Consider the following 15,717-nt stretch of genomic DNA (forward strand, 5'->3'; position numbering starts at 1 on the left):
ACTATCGATCCTTCACTGTCTCCATCGCCACGAAGGTCGAAGTCTGGGCGACATGGGGAAGCGCCGAGATCCGCTCACCCAGCACGCGGCGATAGGCGGCGATGTCCTTGGTGCGGACCTTCAGCAGATAGTCGAAGCTCGACGCCATCATGTGGCACTGCTCGATCTCCGGCACGCTCTGGACGGATCGGTTGAAGGCGTCGAGCGCGGCGGAGCGGGTATCGGACAATTTTACCTGCACGAAGGCGACATGGCCTTCGCCCATGCGCTCGCGATCGATGATCGCCTGGTAGCCCCTGATATAGCCGTCCTTCTCCAGCCGCTTGACCCGCGCCTGCACCGGTGTCTTCGACAGGCCGACCTTTGTCGCCAGTTCCGACATGGAAAGCCGGCCGTTGCTTGCCAGCGCCGACAGGATATTCCGGTCGATGCGGTCCAATTGGTCTTCAGTCATCAAAAAGGCAGTCCATTTGTTGATCTTATGTCGCTATGATGGATCAAATGGCCTGTCATGTCGATTTCTTTGGACCGACTGAAATTCGCGCCTGTGCTAGCTTGCGCCATTCGGTCCGGTGACCGCCGGCCCGCTCCCTGATGCTCGCTCCACAGGACCCGCCATGCCGCTCGACACCATCCGCCAGCAGATCCGTGCCAACTATCTTCCCGACGAAGACGAAGCCGTGAAGCGGCTGGCCGAGGCGACAGGGCTTTCGGCCGGGGATCGCAATGCGATCTCGGCGCGAGCCGCCGATCTGGTGCAGGCGGTGCGCGGCTCGTCCGATCCCCGCCTGATGGAAGTCTTCCTCTCCGCCTACGGCCTGTCGACCAAGGAAGGCGTGGCGCTGATGTGCCTGGCCGAGGCGCTGCTGCGCGTGCCGGACACCGAGACGATGGACGATCTCATCGCCGACAAGATCGCGCCGCATGACTGGTCGGCCCACTCGGGCGGCTCGAGCTCGATCTTCGTCAATGCCTCGACCTGGGCGCTGATGCTGACCGGCCGTGTGTTGGACGAGGGCGAGGGTGGCATCGAAGGCACGCTGCGTTCGATGGTGCGCCGGTTGGGCGAGCCGGTCATCCGCAAGGCGGTGGCCGCCGCCATGCGCGAGATGGGCGAACAGTTCGTGCTTGGCCGCACCATCGCCGAAGCCGTCAAGCGCGGCCGGTCGATGATTCAGAAGGGTTATCTCTATTCCTTCGACATGCTGGGCGAGGCGGCCCGCACCGAGGCCGATGCTCTGCGCTATCTCAAGGCCTATGCCGATGCGATTTCCTCGCTCGACTCGGGTTCCAACGGCCCAGACATCCGTCAGAACCATGGTATCTCGGTCAAGCTCTCGGCGCTGCATCCGCGCTACGAGGTGGCGCAGAAGGAAGAGATGCTGCCTGTCATGGCCGAGCGGCTGTTGTCGCTGGCGCTCGCCGCGCGGCATTCGCGCATGGGGCTCAACATCGACGCCGAGGAAGCGGATCGTCTCGATCTGTCGCTCGACGTCATCGAGCGGGTGCTGGCCGAGCCGGAACTCGCCGGCTGGAACGGCTTTGGCGTCGTCGTCCAAGCCTACGGGCCACGTGCCGCGTTTGCCATCGACTGGCTTTACGCGCTGGCCAAGAAATACGACCGCACCATCATGGTGCGGCTGGTCAAGGGCGCCTATTGGGACACCGAGATCAAGCGGGCGCAGACGCTGGGGCTCACGGGTTATCCCGTCTTCACCCGCAAGGCCAACACTGACGTCTCCTACATGGCTTGCGCGAAGAAACTGCTTGGCATGACCGACCGCATCTATCCGCAGTTCGCCACCCACAACGCCCACACCGTCGCCGCCATCCTGTCGATGGCCGGAAATCGCGACTCCTTCGAGTTCCAGCGCCTGCATGGCATGGGCGAGGCCCTGCACGAGACCGTGCGCCAGGCCGAAGGCACGCGCTGCCGCATCTATGCGCCGGTCGGCGCGCATTCCGATCTGCTTGCCTACCTTGTCCGGCGGCTGCTGGAGAACGGCGCCAACTCTTCCTTCGTGCACCAGTTGACCGACGAGGATGTCGAGCCGGAGGACATCGCCCGCGATCCGCTCGAGACAGTCGAGGACCAGGGGCCCGCCGCCAATCCGGCGATTGCCCGGCCGTCCCAGATATTTGGCTCCGGCCGCCGCAACTCGAAAGGGTTTGACATCACCGATACGGTGACGCTGGCGGCGATCAACAAGGCCAAGGCCGCCTTTGCCGGGCCGGACCGCTGGCATGCCAAGCCGATCACGCGCGCCGCCGGCTATGGCAAGCAGCGTCCGATCGTCAATCCGGCCAAGCCTGACGAAGTGGTCGGCACGGTTAGCGAGGCCGCCGCCAAGCAGGTGGCGACCGCCGTACGCTTCGCCGTGGAGGCGCAGCCTGCCTGGGCAAAACGTCCGGTTGCCGAGCGTGCCGCCATCCTCGACCGCGCCGCCGACCTCTATGAAGCCAACGCCGTCGAGTTTTTCGCGCTGGCCACCCGCGAGGCCGGCAAATCGCTGGCCGATGGTGTGGCGGAAGTGCGCGAGGCCGTCGACTTCCTGCGCTACTACGCCGCTGAAGCGGCCAACAACGAAGCCGGCACGCAGGCGCGTGGCGCCATTGTCTGCATTTCGCCATGGAATTTCCCGCTCGCCATCTTCACCGGTCAGATCGCGGCGGCACTCGTCACCGGCAATTCGGTCATCGCCAAGCCGGCCGAGCAGACGCCGCTGATCGCCTTCCGCGCCGTCGAACTGCTGCGCGAGGCCGGCGTACCGGAGGACGTGATCCAGCTTCTGCCCGGCGACGGTCCATCGGTCGGCGGCCCGCTGACCGCCGACCCGCGCATCGCCGGCGTCTGCTTCACCGGCTCGACCGAGGTCGCCAAGCTGATCGAGAAGCAACTGGCCGAGACCGCGGCACCCGACGCGATGCTGATCGCCGAGACCGGCGGCCTCAACGCCATGATCGTCGATTCCACCGCGCTGCCCGAACAGGCTGTGCGCGATATCCTGGCCTCGGCCTTCCAGAGTGCCGGCCAGCGCTGCTCGGCGTTGCGCGTGCTCTATGTCCAGAAGGACGTCGAGAAGAAGATGCTTGAGATGCTGAAGGGCGCCATGGAAGCGCTCAACATCGGTGATCCCTGGCAGATTTCAACCGATGTCGGTCCGGTCATCGATGATGAGGCGCAGGCCTCGATCCGTGACTATTGCACGAAGAAAGGTCTCGAGGGCCGGCTGATCGCCAAGCTCGAGGCGCCGAAGGACGGCCGCTTCGTTGCGCCGCATGTCTTCCGGGTCAAGGGCATCGAGGAGATGGACCGCGAAGTGTTCGGGCCGGTGTTGCATGTCGCCACCTTCGACTCCGATGAGATCGATGCGGTCATCGCCGCGATCAACCGCAAGGGTTATGGCCTGACCTTCGGCCTGCACACCCGCATCGAAGGCCGCGTCCAGCATTTCGTCGACGGCATCCATGCCGGCAACATCTATGTCAACCGCAACCAGATCGGTGCCGTTGTCGGATCGCAGCCCTTTGGCGGCGAGGGGCTGTCCGGCACCGGGCCCAAGGCCGGCGGGCCGCACTATCTCCGGCGCTTCCGCAAGGGGCCGGAAGCCGGTACGCATGTGGGAGAAGGCCACAAGGTGACGGCGACCGAACTGGCCGACAATCTGCCCGATCCGACGCTGGGCGGCTGGTCGACGCGGCCGGACCGGATCGCCATCCTGAGGAAGCATCTGCGCGGCAAGGGCGCTGCCGCCATTGGCGCCGCCGCTGCAATCGATTTCGGTCAGGTCGACCTGCCCGGGCCGACCGGCGAGGCCAACACGCTGTCGTTGTCACCACGCGGGCGGGTGCTGTGCCTCGGCCCCGACGCCGACTCGCTGCTTGCCCAGACGATCCAGGCGCTCGCCGCAGGCAATGCGGTGCTGGCTGTGGCGCCGGGAGCGCCGGCCGCACTCTCCGCATTGACCGGCAAGGGCTTGCCATTGGCTGCAATAGATGGCCGCCCTGATCCGGTCGAGGCGCGCTCGCTGCGCGTCGATGTCGTCGCGTTTTCAGGCACACCGGAAGCTGCGCGCATCGTGCGCAAGGTTATCGCCGACAGGACTGGCCCGATCGTGCCGCTGGTCAGCGAGGTGCTCAACCCGGCGGCCTATGCGCATGAGCGGGCCGTCTGCGTCGACACCACCGCGGCCGGCGGCAATGCCAGCCTGCTGGCTGCGGCATAAGGACTGTTCGCACCTCGCTTGCTTTGTCTCGAGTTGCCGGGGATAAGCATGGGCGGCAAATCGACTGGGGCGACCGATCAGATGGAAGACACGTCCCCACCGTTTGAGCTGCCTTGCGTGGCGGTGGTCATCACCTGCTACAATTACCGGCCCTACGTCGAACAGGCGATCCGCTCGGTGTTGGCGCAGACCTACAGGAACTGGGACTGCGTCATTGTCGACGATGCCTCGACCGACGGCTCGGCCGACCATATCCGCCAGCTTCTGGCGGCCATCGACGATCCGCGCCTGCGCCTGCTGGCGCGCTCACAAAATGGCGGGCAGATCGCGGGATTCCGCGATGGCTTTGCGGCGACCGCCGCGCCTTTCGTGGTATTTCTCGATGCCGACGATGCGTGGCTGCCGGATTTTCTGCTGGCGCATCTGTCCGCCCACCTCAACGCGACACATTCGGCCGCGCTGTCGAGCTCCGATGTGTTCCTGGTCGATGGCAGAGGCACCTTGCTGAGCGGCACTTTTCTTCCCCTGCGCAAACCGCGCTTCGGGTCCGATGGCAATGGCGTCGCCATCGCGCCTGGTGGCCAGCTTGCCGGCATGGCGTCTAGGATTGCCTACGCCTCGGAGCATCCGGTGACCTATTTCACGCCTGCGACAACCGGCTGGCTATGGTCACCATGCTCGGCGATCATGTACCGGCGTGGCGCGCTGGAATCGGTCTTGTCCTTCCCGTTTAGGGCCAAGGTGGGGACGGATTACCTGACGGCCACATGCGCGCATCTGGCCGGCGGCAGCCTCATCCTATCCGAAGGCCTCGGCCTCTATCGCCTGCACGGGTCGAACCTGTCCTCCACCGGCGCTGGCTTTGCCGGCGGCCATGTGCGGCAAACGCAGGCCTATCGGGCCTACAGGAGCACATTGGCGGCGGATGTCGTCGACTATGTGCTGGAGAATTCAGCCTGGCTCGGTGAAGTTAACGGGCGCAATTTCATACCTGCATTCCTGACGCAGCATGTGCGTCAGTTCAGGGAGCTGGCCGATGATCCGCGGCTGATGCGACACCTGATCCGGCGACGGCCGTGGCAGTGGCTGCGCATGCACAGTGCCCAGTGGCTGCGACGGCTGGGTGGGCGCGGTTCGACGCGATCATGACGAGGGAGGTCCTCGCATTTGCTCGGGCAAAGTCAGGTCAAGCGCCTTCGACGACCGAGAAACCTTCGAACTGCGGATGACCGAGATAGTGCACCTTGGTCGTGCCGACATTCCTGTGCGCGGCGCGGAAGTTTTCCGACCTGGTCCAGGCGATGAAATCGTCCTGGCTTGCCCACACCGTGTGCGAGGCAAACAGCGTGTAGCCTTCGGTCTCGTTGACCGGGCCGCGCAGCAGATGGAATTCCTGAAAACCCTTCATCTCGGCAAGGCTGGAATCGCGGTTCTTCCAAACGGCCTCGAAATCGGCCTCCGAGCCGTTCTGCACCTTGAAGCGGTTCATGGCGATGTACATGCGGTTGCCTTTCTTAATCAATGGATTGCTGGGGTTACTAATGGTTCGGAGGCGGGACATTCAAAACGGTCCAATGGCGCCGGTGAACTCCAGGTTGCTGCCGGCGCTATCGCCAGCTCGCTGCCGGCGTCGGGGAGGGGACTGATTTCCTGCATGTCGCGGGCCGGAAATTGCAGCGACCAGCGGGCAAAAGTCAAATCAAGATCGTTTGCCCCTGGTATCGAAGACCCGTGGTCGGCCAGCGGCCAAGCCACGGTCGTTCCTTTGAATGCGGGATGCAATCTCAACGCCGTTCTCAGACGCCGAAAGCGATGCCGGTCTTGGTGTCCGTCTTCAGCTTGCGCATGCAGGCGGCCGGTTCAACACCGGTGCCGGCGCATTCCGTCGCGCTGTTGATCAGCACTCGGCTGATCTTGGCGCAGTCGGTGCCGGCGAGATCAAAGCGTGTCACCTTGGTCTTGCCTGCCGGGAGGTCCTTGAAGTCGAGCACGGTCAGCCGGTCGACGACGCCGGCCTCGTTGAACAAGGCGATCTCGAACGCTGCCTTGGAGAGGTCGGCGCCGAGATTGTTGTTGACCAGGAAGGTCAGCCGGCAGCCCTTGTCGGAAGGTTGCGCGGCATTGAGCTCCAGGGTCAGCGCGGGGACCGGCGCGGACCCTTCAGCCCACGCCGGAACCATCGCAAGCGACATCGCCAGCGTCGAGGTCAGCAGACGAAGGGATGTCGTCAAGCTCATCATGATCATCAGCCTCCAAATCGCCTTGTTGCCGCCAGCTTCAGCGTGATGCCCGGTTCATTAGCCGCGACTGTCGTGGTGCCGTTCAGCGGGTTGGCGTATTTGACATCGAACAGATTGTCGGCGCGGAAATCGACCTTCAGATTGTCGGTCGCCTGATAGCTGGCGAAGGCATTTACCAGCGTGTAGTCCTCGGCCACCGCATTGCCCTTCGGCTTGCCGTTGTATTGCACCTCGCCGCCGACGGTCAGCTTGTCCTCGAGGAAGCGCAGGCCGAGTTGGGCGGTGACCTGCGAAGAGGGGATTGTGGCGAGATCGGCTTCCACACCCTTGTAGGAAACGGTGTGGCCATTCGTAATCGATGCCGAAAGCCCGGCATAGCCCCATCCGGCGTCGTAGACGCTTTCAAACTCAAAGCCGTGGATCTTGGCCTTGGCGAAATTCTGGTACTGATAGCAGATCGGAATGCCGGGGCCGAACGGGCAACCACTGCCTGGGGCGAACGGCGACAATGTCACGCCTTCGATGTAGTCGTCGACGTCGTTGTTGAAATAGGCCGCCTTGATGCGGAGTGCGTCGCCAGTCTCCAATAGATCGTTCTGCTTGTAGTTGATGCCGAATTCGGTCGTCTTGCCGGTCTCAGGCCGCAGGTTCGGATTGGGCAGGAATGGAAAGGTGACACCTGCCGGATGGTTGCCGCTGATCAGCGTTTCCGTCAGCGAGGGCGAACGGTAGCCCTCGGCGTAAGTGCCATAGAATTGCAGGCCGGCAAGGCCGGTGTTGTCGAAGGGCGAGACGCCGACGGTGATGTGCGGCGACAACCGGTCGCCGGATGTATCGTGGGTGTCGTCCCTAAGGCTGTAGCTGTCGTAACGCAACCCGGCGATCACCTCGAGCCAATCCCAGGTGAGCTTGTCCTGGACATAGGCGCCGGAGACATTGCGCTTGCCCGACGGCGTGTAGAAACTGTCGCCCCCGGCGGTGCCGCCAGTCTTGACATCGTCATTCACCCAGTCGCCGCCATAGGTCAATTCATGCGCAACGCCACCGGTCTCGAATCGTGAGGTGTTCCAGATGTCGATTGCGGCCGTGCCGACGTCGAACGTCGACGTCGAGCCGGTTGGCAGCACCACCGGAAGACCTGTGACCGGATCGAAGCGGTTTTGCGGAACAAGGCTGGTCAGGTCGAGATTGGTCTTGTTGTACGAGGTGTTGACGTGGAGATCGAGCCAGCTCTTGTCCTCATCCGTGATGTTGTACCGGGCCGTGAAGGTGTTCGACTTCAGGTCGACATCATTCACCGGCACACCGCCGCTGGTTTCGTCCCAGCCGTCGCTTGAGCCAACCCAGCCGAGCTTCAGCTCGCTGTTGTCGGTCGGACGGATGATGGTCTTGAGCAGGCCGCTCAAGACGTCGAAGCCGGTGCCGTTGACGGTGTCGCCGCCGCCGTCCTTGTAGTTATCGTAGTTGCGGTAGACGATGTTACCCAGGACGTCCCAGTTTTCATTGAAACGGTAGGCGCCGGTGGCGCTGGTGGTCCAGCCCTTGCAGTTGCTCTCATAGCGTCCGGTTACCGAAGCGCCCCATGTTTCCTCCGGCTTGAGGAAGTCCTCGGCGTCCTTGGTGTCGAAGAAGACGACGCCGCCGATGGCGCCCGAGCCATAGGTGTTGGCGACAGGACCGCGGATCACATCGACGGATTTGATGAGGTCGGGATCGATGTAAAAGGTCGACTGCGTGCCGTGGTCCGAACGCTGGAAATCCTGGCGCGCGCCGTCGACGATGACGGCAACGCGGCCGAAATCCTGGAGGCCGCGAATGTTGATGCTGGTGCTGACGCGCCTGGCGTCGGCTTGTGCGGCGACACCGGGCACGCCGAACAGCATCTCGTTGGGCGTCGTCGCCATGCGGCGGTCGAGCTGTTCCTGATCGAGATGGCTGGCCGAGGCTAGCGATTCGATCGCCGTCTCGCCGGTGCGGCTGAGCACCAGGATCTTGTCGAGCAGCGTCGCACCCGCGGGGGCTGCCTTCTCCTGGTCAGCCTTCTTCGATTGATCCGTCTGCTCGCCCGCCGGCTGCGTTGCTTGTTGGGCATGCGCCGATGGCGCGGACACGGCGATCGCCGCCACGCTTGCCAACAAAGCCGCCACACCGTTCACCGCCGACCGGCCGCGCCATTCCCAGTTCACCAACCCCATGCCCCAACTCCAGATTCCAGGTTTCGTGCTGGCTGGCCCGTGGCTGGCTGGCATTTTTGATCGTGTCCGGCGTGTTAAATGTTGACTCATTTAATCCGGTATTGCACTGACTAATAAACATGATTATTCAAGTCAAGAAATGAATCGGATCTTCGCAACGCCTAGCCAGACGCCCGGCACAGGAAAGGGATCGACCCAGATGAACACGCACAATCCCAATGACTTTCGCTACCGCGTCCGCCGTTCCGACGAGGCCCCCGTCACCCGTTTCGACCGGGTTCCGCTGGCGGTCAGAACATTGTCCAGCAACACGCTGTTCCAGGGCGAGCACGAGATCGGCATCGAGCATCATGGCGCTCTCTACCGGCTGAAGATCACCCGGCAGGGCAAGCTCATTCTCAACAAGTAAGGCAAGGCAAGTAGGGACGAGACATGGACCAGCGCGTAAAACCCGCCCCGCATGAAATCCGGCGGGCACGGACGGAAAATCCGAAAACGCGCGAGCGCGACCTGGCCGCCCAACTCGGCATTTCGGAAGCCGAACTGGTCGCCGCGCATTGCGGCGACGGCGTCATCCGCGTCGAACCGCGCGTCAACGACCTCTTGACCGGTCTCGAGGCCGTCGGCGAGGTGATGGCGCTGACCCGCAACGAAAGTGCGGTGCACGAAAAGATCGGCGTTTACGACAAGGTCGTCACCGGCAACCACAACGCGATGGTGCTTGGCGAGAACATCGACCTGCGCATCTTTCCAAAGGTCTGGGCGCACGGCTTTGCCGTGGAGAAGCGCGAGGGCAACGACATCCGCCGCGGCCTGCAATTCTTCGACGCGGCAGGCGAGGCGGTGCACAAGGTGCATCTGCGCCCAGCCTCCAGCCTCTATGCCTACCAGAAGCTGGTCGCCTCGCTGGAATCGTCCAACCAGGAGCCGACGGTCGCCATTACCGGGCCATGCTCCGACAATGAGGGCGAGGCCGCGGCGACGACCGCCAACCTTGACGATCTGCGCGACCGCTGGAGCCGGCTGACCGACGTGCACCAGTTCTTCGGCATGCTGAAGACGCTGAAACTCAGCCGCCTCCAGGCGGTGCGCATGGTCGGAACGGACTATGCCTGGCTACTCGACAATGACGCGGTCCGCGCCATGTTCCACCACGCTGCCGAAGGCGAGATGCCGATCATGTGCTTCGTGGGCAACCGCGGTTGCATCCAGATTCATTCCGGCCCGGTCAAGTCGATCAAGCCGATGGGGCCGTGGATCAACGTGCTGGACGAGACCTTCCATCTGCACCTGCGCACCGACCACATCCATGAAGTCTGGGCGGTGCGCAAGCCGACCAAGGACGGCCATGTCACCTCGCTCGAGGTCTACGCCGCCGACGGCGAGATGATCATCCAGTTCTTCGGCAAGCGCCACGAAGGCGAAGGCGAGCGCAACGACTGGCGATTCCTGGCCGAGAATCTGCCGCGCATTCCGAACCCGACGGCAGCCTGAGGAACAAAACGATGTCTTTTCTTTCGAGATCGCCGACCATGCGTGGCGCAATGGTCGGCCTTTCCCTCTTTTTCGCCATGCTGCAGCCGGCTGCCGGCACAGAAGGCGTCTCGATTTTCACGGACACCTCGAAGATCGTCGCCATAGGCGGTTCGATCACCGAGATCGTCTATGCGCTTAGCGAGGAGAAACATCTGGTGGCGCGCGACTCCAGCAGCCGCTATCCGAAGGCGGCATTCGACCTGCCCGATGTCGGCTATATGCGCGCGCTGTCGCCGGAAGGTGTGCTGTCGGTCAATCCGACCGGCATCCTGGCGCTGCACGGAAGCGGGCCCAAGGAAGCCGTGGATGTGCTGAGGAAGAGCAGCGTTCCGTTCATCGAAGTGCCCGAGCATTATAGCCACGAAGGCATCCTCGATAAGGTCCGCATCGTCGGCAAGGCGCTCGGCGTCGACGCCAAGGCCGAGGTGCTGGCCAAGGAGCTCGATGCCAAGCTGACATCAGCCGAAAAACAGACTGCCTCGCTCAAGGAGCGCAAGCGCATCCTGTTCGTGCTGTCGATACAGGGCGGCAAGATCCTGGCGGCCGGCAGGGAGACCGCCGCCGACGGCATCATCAAGCTGGCCGGTGGCGTCAATGCCATCGAGGGCTTTTCCGGCTACAAGCAGATATCCGACGAGGCGATCATCACTGCCGGTCCGGACGTAATCCTGATGATGAGCAACGCCGGGCCGCCGGTGTCGGACGATGAATTGTTCGGCAATCCCTCGATCGCCTCGACACCCGCCGGAACCGCGCGCAAGCTGATCCGCAAGGATGGCGGCTATCTGCTCGGCTTCGGGCCGCGCACGGCTGAAGCCATCCACGACCTCGCCGCCTCGCTCTATGGCGCTGAAGTCACGGACTGAGCGCAGATCATGGTCGATCAATCGATCGCCGGCCCGGTGAAGGCGATGGCGAGTGCATCTGAAGGCGACCGCTCGGGCCGCGCTCGCATCGTCATCCTCTTGCTGTGCCTGGGGCTCGCGGCGGCCGCGCTTTTGTCGCTGACGTCAGGGGCATCGGATGCTTCGGCCGTCAACGTCCTCAGGGGCTGGCTGCTAGGAGCCGTTCCCAATGATGCGGCGCTGAGCGCCCGTGACAGCCTGATCGTCTACGACATCCGCTTGCCGCGCATCATCCTCGGCATACTGGTTGGGGCGGCGCTCGCAGTGTCCGGCGCGGTCATGCAGGGACTGTTCCGCAATCCGCTGGCCGATCCCGGCCTGATCGGCGTTTCCGCCGGCTCCAGCCTTGGCGCGGTGGCCGTCATCGTGCTTGGCACCACGGTGCTGGCGCCGGTGACGGCCTTGTTCGGCACGCTCGCGCTGCCGCTGGCCGCGTTCTTCGGCGGTCTTGCCACGACACTGGTGCTTTATCAGGTCGCCACGCGACGCGGGCAAACCTCGGTCGCCACCATGCTGCTGGCCGGCATTGCGCTGGCAGCACTTGCCATGGCCTTGACCGGCATCCTCATCTTCATGACCGACGATCGCCAGTTGCGCGACCTGACCTTCTGGCAATTGGGATCGCTCGGCGGCGCAACCTGGCAGAAGATCGGTTCCGTCGGGCCGATCATCATACTGGCACTGGCGGCGATGCCGTTCCTGGCGCGCGGCCTCAACGCGCTGGCGCTCGGCGAGGCGACCGCCGGCCATCTCGGCATTCCGGTGCAGCGATTGAAATACACGGCCATCATCGGTGTCTCGGCGGCGGTCGGTGCATCCGTCGCTGTCAGTGGCGGCATCGGCTTCGTCGGCATCGTCGTGCCGCATCTGCTGCGCCTGCTGATCGGTCCCGACAACCGCTACCTGCTGCCGGCCTCGGCGCTGCTGGGTGCCTCGCTGCTGCTTCTGGCCGATGCGGTCGCCCGCACCATCGTGGCGCCGGCCGAATTGCCGATCGGCATCGTCACCGCGATATCAGGCGCGCCGTTCTTCCTGTGGATCCTGCTGCGCAAACGCGGCGTGGTCGATTTGTGAGGCTGGGATGATCGTGGCAAAGGACATTTCGGTTGGTATCGCCGGCAAGCGTATCGTCAGCGGGGTCGATTTCGACGCGCTGCCCGGCGAAATCGCGGCCATCGTCGGCCCCAACGGCTCCGGCAAGACGACCTTCCTGAAGGCGTTGTCGGGTGAGCTCGCCTATACCGGGCGCGTCACCCTCAACGGCCGCAACCTTTCTTCGATGAAGCCGGTCGAGATTGCCGTGCAGCGAGCGGTGCTGCCGCAGGCGACGACACTGTCCTTCCCATTCACGGTGCGCGAGGTGGTCAAGCTTGGCCTTGTCGGTGGCCGCTCGGGTGTCTTGCCGGGCGAGGATGCGCGACTGCCGGAGCGAGCGCTGGCCCGCGTCGACCTCGACGGTTTTGCCGGGCGTTTGTACCAGGAGCTTTCGGGCGGCGAGCAGCAGCGCGTCCAGCTTGCACGCGTGCTGTGCCAGGTCTGGGCGCCAGTGCTCGACGGCAAGCCGAGCTATCTCTTCCTCGACGAGCCGGTTTCCAGCCTCGACATCAAGCACCAGCTGATCATCATGAACATCGCCCGCGATTTCGCCAGAAGGGGCGGTGGTGTGGTCGCCATCCTGCACGACCTCAATCTTACGGCCATGTATGCCGACCGGATCTTCGTCATGCATCGCGGCCGGCTGGCCGCGACCGGCTCGCCGCTGGATGTGCTGAGCGATGATCTGATCGAAAAAGTGTTCGACTGCCGGCTCAGAGTCGGCGCGCTGCCGGCCGGCAACATGCCGTTCGTGCTGCCGCAATCGTCGGTCGGTTGATATTCAGGTGGGGCCGGCCTGCCCAGGTCAGGCAGCCGGAGCGCGGCGTTCCAGCATGTCGATGCCTAGCAGGTTGCGCACATTCGGCCTTGCCGCCACCATATCGGCGATTGTGTAGCGGGCCAGCACGGCGAAGAAGGCGTTGAGTGCCTCGCGCAGCGCCGAATTCAGCGCGCAGCTGTCGACCAGCGGGCATTCGGCCGCATCGTTCTCGAAGCATTCGGCCATGGCGAAGCTTTCCTCGGTGACGCGCACGACGTCGAACAGGTTGATGGATTCTGCGGCGCGGCCAAGCCGGACGCCGCCATTGCGGCCGCGCACCGTCTCGACCAGACCATGCTCGACCAGCGGCTGCAGGATCTTGAACAGGAACAGTTCCGACACCGAATAGGCGGCCGCGATCTCCGGAATGCGGCTCAGCCGGTCATTGTTGGCGGCACAGTACATCAGGATGCGCATGGCATAATTGGTCTGGCGCGTAAGCCGCATTTTTGTCCTCACTAGGCGCCGGCGCGGTGCAACCACGCCGGATTCCAGAACTTTGTTGGCGCGGCTCTGATCCGGAATTTCGGATTCGCCACACTGGCCTGCGGCGAATATGGCCTATACCTTGGAATAATTCCAGACTAGCAGCGCGTGATAGATGAATTTTCTCGTCAACTTTATGTGCGCAAGCCGGCAAAACGCGGGAAAAGCCTGTCGTCGCGGGCATTTCGGCTGATGAAACACTAGATAGGTCCGAGATGCCCGCCCGCGTTCGACGAGGAGCAGTTCATCCATGTCACAATCGGCTCCGTCCCTGGCGCCTCTCCGTTTCGATGCCGATGCGGCCGCCAAGCTCTCGGCGCTGCGCCGCACCAAATTCATCGCCGCGGCGGCGCTGGCGTTTTGCGTGCTGGTGTTCGCCGTGGCCAAGTCGTTCCAAGGCACGTATCCGTGGCTGGGTTTCGTTGCGGCCTTCGCCGAGGCGGCGACCATTGGCGGCCTTGCCGACTGGTACGCGGTGGTGGCGCTGTTCAGGCGACCGCTCGGGCTGCCGATCCCGCACACCGCCATCATCCCGGAAAACCAGAACCGCATCGCCGACAATCTCGGCCGCTTCATCGAGGCCAATTTCCTGGCGCCGGAGCCGGTGCGCGAGAAACTTGCCGAGGTCGATTTTGCAGCGCTCGTCGCCGACTGGCTGGCCGATGCCGAGCGCGCCGCTGGCCTCTCGCGCTTCGTCGTGCGGCTGGTGCCGAAGACGCTTGCCGCGGTCGAGCAATCCGGCCTGCGCGGCTTCGTCACTAGCCGCATGCTCGAGCAGATCGAAAAGGTGCCGCTGGCCCCGCTGGCGGCGGAACTGTTGTCGGCACTCACCGACGACCGCCGCCACCAGAAGCTGTTCGATGAATTCATCAAGGTGATCGGCCGCTTCCTCAACGACGAACAGGCGCTGGCGACGATGCGTGAAAAAATCCGCGAGGAGTTGCCGTCGCTGTTCAACCTGTTCCGAGCCGACGCCTATCTGCTGAAGAAGATTGTCGCTTCGGCGGGTTCCTTGCTCGACGAGGTGCGGGCCGATCCTCACCATCCGATGCGCGCCGAGTTCGACCGTTTCGCGCAGGGCTTCATCGAAAAACTCAGGACATCGAAGCAGTATGCCAAACGCGCCGAACAGATGAAGCGGGATTTTCTGGCTCGGCCGGAGGTCAAGGGGTTGGCCGGCGACATGTGGGAGAGCCTCAGCCAGTTCATCGAGCAGGACGCCAAGGCGCCGAATTCGGTGATCCGCGCGCATCTTGCCAACATGTTCGTCGAGGTTGGCCGTCATCTTGCCAGCGATCCACAGATCAGAGCCGATATGAACCAGGGCTTCGTGGTGGCGCTGGCCTCCTTCGTCGAGAGCCAGAAGAGCGGCGTGTCGAAGTTCATCGCCGACCAAGTCAAGCGTTGGGATCTTGACCAGCTGACGCGTCTGATCGAGATCAACATCGGCAGGGACCTGCAATACATCCGCTTCAACGGCATGATCATCGGCGGGCTGGCTGGCATCGTGCTCTACACGATCGAGTTGCTGCTCCCGGTCAATTGATGTGCACTGATCGCGAGGTTCGAAATGGACACGCGGCGCGCGAGTGCTATGCTCCCCGGTGAGGGCACCCGTATTTGCGGTAAAGGGAGAAGAAATCATGGCCAAGCAACCGGACTCCGATTCCTTCATGGACATGTTCGGCAGGTTTGGCCGCGACCTGAAGGTGCCCAATGTCGATGTAGAGGCGATCCTTGCCCATAACCGCAAGAACCTCGAAGCCTTGGAGAAATCGGCCCGAGCCGGCGCCGCCGGAGCGACCTCGCTGTTGTCAAGGCAACGCGAACTGCTGCAGGACACGCTGCGCGAGGTCGCAGACATGGCACAAAGCTACAGGGCGCCGGGCAATCCGCAGGAAATCATGGCCAAGCAGACCGAGTTCGCCAAGAAATCCTTCGAGGCCGCGCTCAAGAATGCTGGGGAAGTGGCTGAACTGGCCCGGAAATCCGGCACCGAATCGATCGAAATCCTGCGCGCGCGCATCAAGGAAGCGTTGGAGGAAATCCGCGCCGGTTACGGGCAGAAATAGGCTCTTCCAGCCAGCCGTTTCGCCTTCGCAGGGCACGCGACTTCCTGACTTTGCAGCCTTGCTCATAGTTGCATTCGCGCCACGAATAGGTTCCCAGCCGCCTTGGAACGTCCAAGAATCCGAATTCGGCCTGCCATTGCGT

At 63.4% G+C, this 15,717-nt stretch carries 14 protein-coding genes; 9 read left to right on the forward strand and 5 right to left on the reverse strand.

Translation table 11 applies throughout. The features are described 5' to 3' along the window. Position 1 precedes the first annotated feature (1 nt). Complete coding sequence (locus HGP13_RS18600) at positions 2-454, reverse strand: Lrp/AsnC ligand binding domain-containing protein (RefSeq protein WP_172228011.1); 453 nt, start codon at positions 452-454, stop codon at positions 2-4. 163 nt (positions 455-617) lie between these two features. Between HGP13_RS18600 and putA the strand changes: the two genes are divergently transcribed. Both putA and HGP13_RS18610 read left to right on the forward strand, forming a co-directional pair. Continuing rightward, on the forward strand, positions 618-4,226 hold the full coding sequence (gene putA, locus HGP13_RS18605) for a bifunctional proline dehydrogenase/L-glutamate gamma-semialdehyde dehydrogenase PutA (protein ID WP_172228012.1): 3,609 nt from the start codon (positions 618-620) through the stop codon (positions 4,224-4,226). 48 nt (positions 4,227-4,274) lie between these two features. Next, a complete protein-coding gene (locus HGP13_RS18610; protein ID WP_246707051.1) occupies positions 4,275-5,375 on the forward strand; it encodes a glycosyltransferase in 1,101 nt (366 codons plus the stop codon). 37 nt (positions 5,376-5,412) lie between these two features. Here the strand turns inward: HGP13_RS18610 and HGP13_RS18615 are convergent, their stop codons facing one another. From HGP13_RS18615 to HGP13_RS18625, 3 genes are all read right to left on the reverse strand, one after another. Next, a complete protein-coding gene (locus HGP13_RS18615) occupies positions 5,413-5,727 on the reverse strand; it encodes an antibiotic biosynthesis monooxygenase (protein ID WP_172228013.1) in 315 nt (104 codons plus the stop codon). Between the two features lie 295 nt (positions 5,728-6,022). Next, complete coding sequence (locus HGP13_RS18620; RefSeq protein ID WP_172228014.1) at positions 6,023-6,466, reverse strand: hypothetical protein; 444 nt, start codon at positions 6,464-6,466, stop codon at positions 6,023-6,025. 5 nt (positions 6,467-6,471) lie between these two features. Further along, positions 6,472-8,661 carry a TonB-dependent hemoglobin/transferrin/lactoferrin family receptor gene (locus tag HGP13_RS18625; protein ID WP_172228015.1) on the reverse strand — a complete coding sequence of 730 codons (2,190 nt, stop codon included), beginning with the start codon at positions 8,659-8,661 and terminating at the stop codon, positions 6,472-6,474. 199 nt (positions 8,662-8,860) lie between these two features. Here HGP13_RS18625 and hemP point away from each other — a divergent pair, with 199 nt between their 5' ends. Genes hemP through HGP13_RS18650 form a run of 5 tightly spaced genes read left to right on the forward strand, consistent with a single transcriptional unit; the run spans position 8,861 to position 12,975 of the window. Beyond that, on the forward strand, positions 8,861-9,070 hold the full coding sequence (gene hemP / locus HGP13_RS18630) for a hemin uptake protein HemP (RefSeq protein WP_027043821.1): 210 nt from the start codon (positions 8,861-8,863) through the stop codon (positions 9,068-9,070). Positions 9,071-9,093: 23 nt separating this feature from the next. Continuing rightward, positions 9,094-10,155, forward strand: a complete 1,062-nt coding sequence (locus HGP13_RS18635; protein WP_172228016.1) for a hemin-degrading factor — start codon at positions 9,094-9,096, stop codon at positions 10,153-10,155. An 11-nt stretch (positions 10,156-10,166) separates the two neighbouring features. After that, the gene (locus HGP13_RS18640; RefSeq protein WP_172228018.1) at positions 10,167-11,063 is read left to right on the forward strand and encodes a hemin ABC transporter substrate-binding protein; all 897 of its coding nucleotides are present in this window, start codon (positions 10,167-10,169) and stop codon (positions 11,061-11,063) included. Positions 11,064-11,072: 9 nt separating this feature from the next. After that, a complete protein-coding gene (locus HGP13_RS18645; protein ID WP_172228020.1) occupies positions 11,073-12,176 on the forward strand; it encodes an iron ABC transporter permease in 1,104 nt (367 codons plus the stop codon). Positions 12,177-12,183: 7 nt separating this feature from the next. Further along, entirely contained in the window at positions 12,184-12,975 is a 792-nt protein-coding gene (locus tag HGP13_RS18650; protein WP_172228022.1) for a heme ABC transporter ATP-binding protein, read from the forward strand. A gap of 27 nt (positions 12,976-13,002) precedes the next feature. On the opposite strand, the gene rirA is transcribed toward HGP13_RS18650, so the two are convergent. Then, entirely contained in the window at positions 13,003-13,464 is a 462-nt protein-coding gene (gene rirA / locus HGP13_RS18655; protein ID WP_172228024.1) for an iron-responsive transcriptional regulator RirA, read from the reverse strand. Between the two features lie 289 nt (positions 13,465-13,753). On the opposite strand from rirA, the gene HGP13_RS18660 reads away from it, so the two are divergent. Next, positions 13,754-15,049, forward strand: a complete 1,296-nt coding sequence (locus HGP13_RS18660) for a DUF445 domain-containing protein (RefSeq protein WP_172228026.1) — start codon at positions 13,754-13,756, stop codon at positions 15,047-15,049. 97 nt (positions 15,050-15,146) lie between these two features. After that, complete coding sequence (locus tag HGP13_RS18665; RefSeq protein ID WP_172228028.1) at positions 15,147-15,575, forward strand: phasin family protein; 429 nt, start codon at positions 15,147-15,149, stop codon at positions 15,573-15,575. Positions 15,576-15,717: the final 142 nt, after the last annotated feature.

Origin of the sequence: Mesorhizobium sp. NZP2077 (genome assembly GCF_013170805.1) — a bacterium.
Taxonomy (GTDB): domain Bacteria; phylum Pseudomonadota; class Alphaproteobacteria; order Rhizobiales; family Rhizobiaceae; genus Mesorhizobium.

Excerpts from the sequence above, each read along its gene's own strand:
- HGP13_RS18600 (WP_172228011.1), bottom strand. The coding sequence starts at position 454 with ATGACTGAAGACCAATTGGACCGCATCGACCGGAATATCCTGTCGGCG.
- putA (WP_172228012.1), top strand. The coding sequence starts at position 618 with ATGCCGCTCGACACCATCCGCCAGCAGATCCGTGCCAACTATCTTCCC.
- HGP13_RS18610 (WP_246707051.1), top strand. The coding sequence starts at position 4,275 with ATGGGCGGCAAATCGACTGGGGCGACCGATCAGATGGAAGACACGTCC.
- HGP13_RS18615 (WP_172228013.1), bottom strand. The coding sequence starts at position 5,727 with ATGTACATCGCCATGAACCGCTTCAAGGTGCAGAACGGCTCGGAGGCC.
- HGP13_RS18620 (WP_172228014.1), bottom strand. The coding sequence starts at position 6,466 with ATGATGAGCTTGACGACATCCCTTCGTCTGCTGACCTCGACGCTGGCG.
- HGP13_RS18625 (WP_172228015.1), bottom strand. The coding sequence starts at position 8,661 with ATGGGGTTGGTGAACTGGGAATGGCGCGGCCGGTCGGCGGTGAACGGT.
- hemP (WP_027043821.1), top strand. The coding sequence starts at position 8,861 with ATGAACACGCACAATCCCAATGACTTTCGCTACCGCGTCCGCCGTTCC.
- HGP13_RS18635 (WP_172228016.1), top strand. The coding sequence starts at position 9,094 with ATGGACCAGCGCGTAAAACCCGCCCCGCATGAAATCCGGCGGGCACGG.
- HGP13_RS18640 (WP_172228018.1), top strand. The coding sequence starts at position 10,167 with ATGTCTTTTCTTTCGAGATCGCCGACCATGCGTGGCGCAATGGTCGGC.
- HGP13_RS18645 (WP_172228020.1), top strand. The coding sequence starts at position 11,073 with ATGGTCGATCAATCGATCGCCGGCCCGGTGAAGGCGATGGCGAGTGCA.
- HGP13_RS18650 (WP_172228022.1), top strand. The coding sequence starts at position 12,184 with ATGATCGTGGCAAAGGACATTTCGGTTGGTATCGCCGGCAAGCGTATC.
- rirA (WP_172228024.1), bottom strand. The coding sequence starts at position 13,464 with ATGCGGCTTACGCGCCAGACCAATTATGCCATGCGCATCCTGATGTAC.
- HGP13_RS18660 (WP_172228026.1), top strand. The coding sequence starts at position 13,754 with ATGTCACAATCGGCTCCGTCCCTGGCGCCTCTCCGTTTCGATGCCGAT.
- HGP13_RS18665 (WP_172228028.1), top strand. The coding sequence starts at position 15,147 with ATGGCCAAGCAACCGGACTCCGATTCCTTCATGGACATGTTCGGCAGG.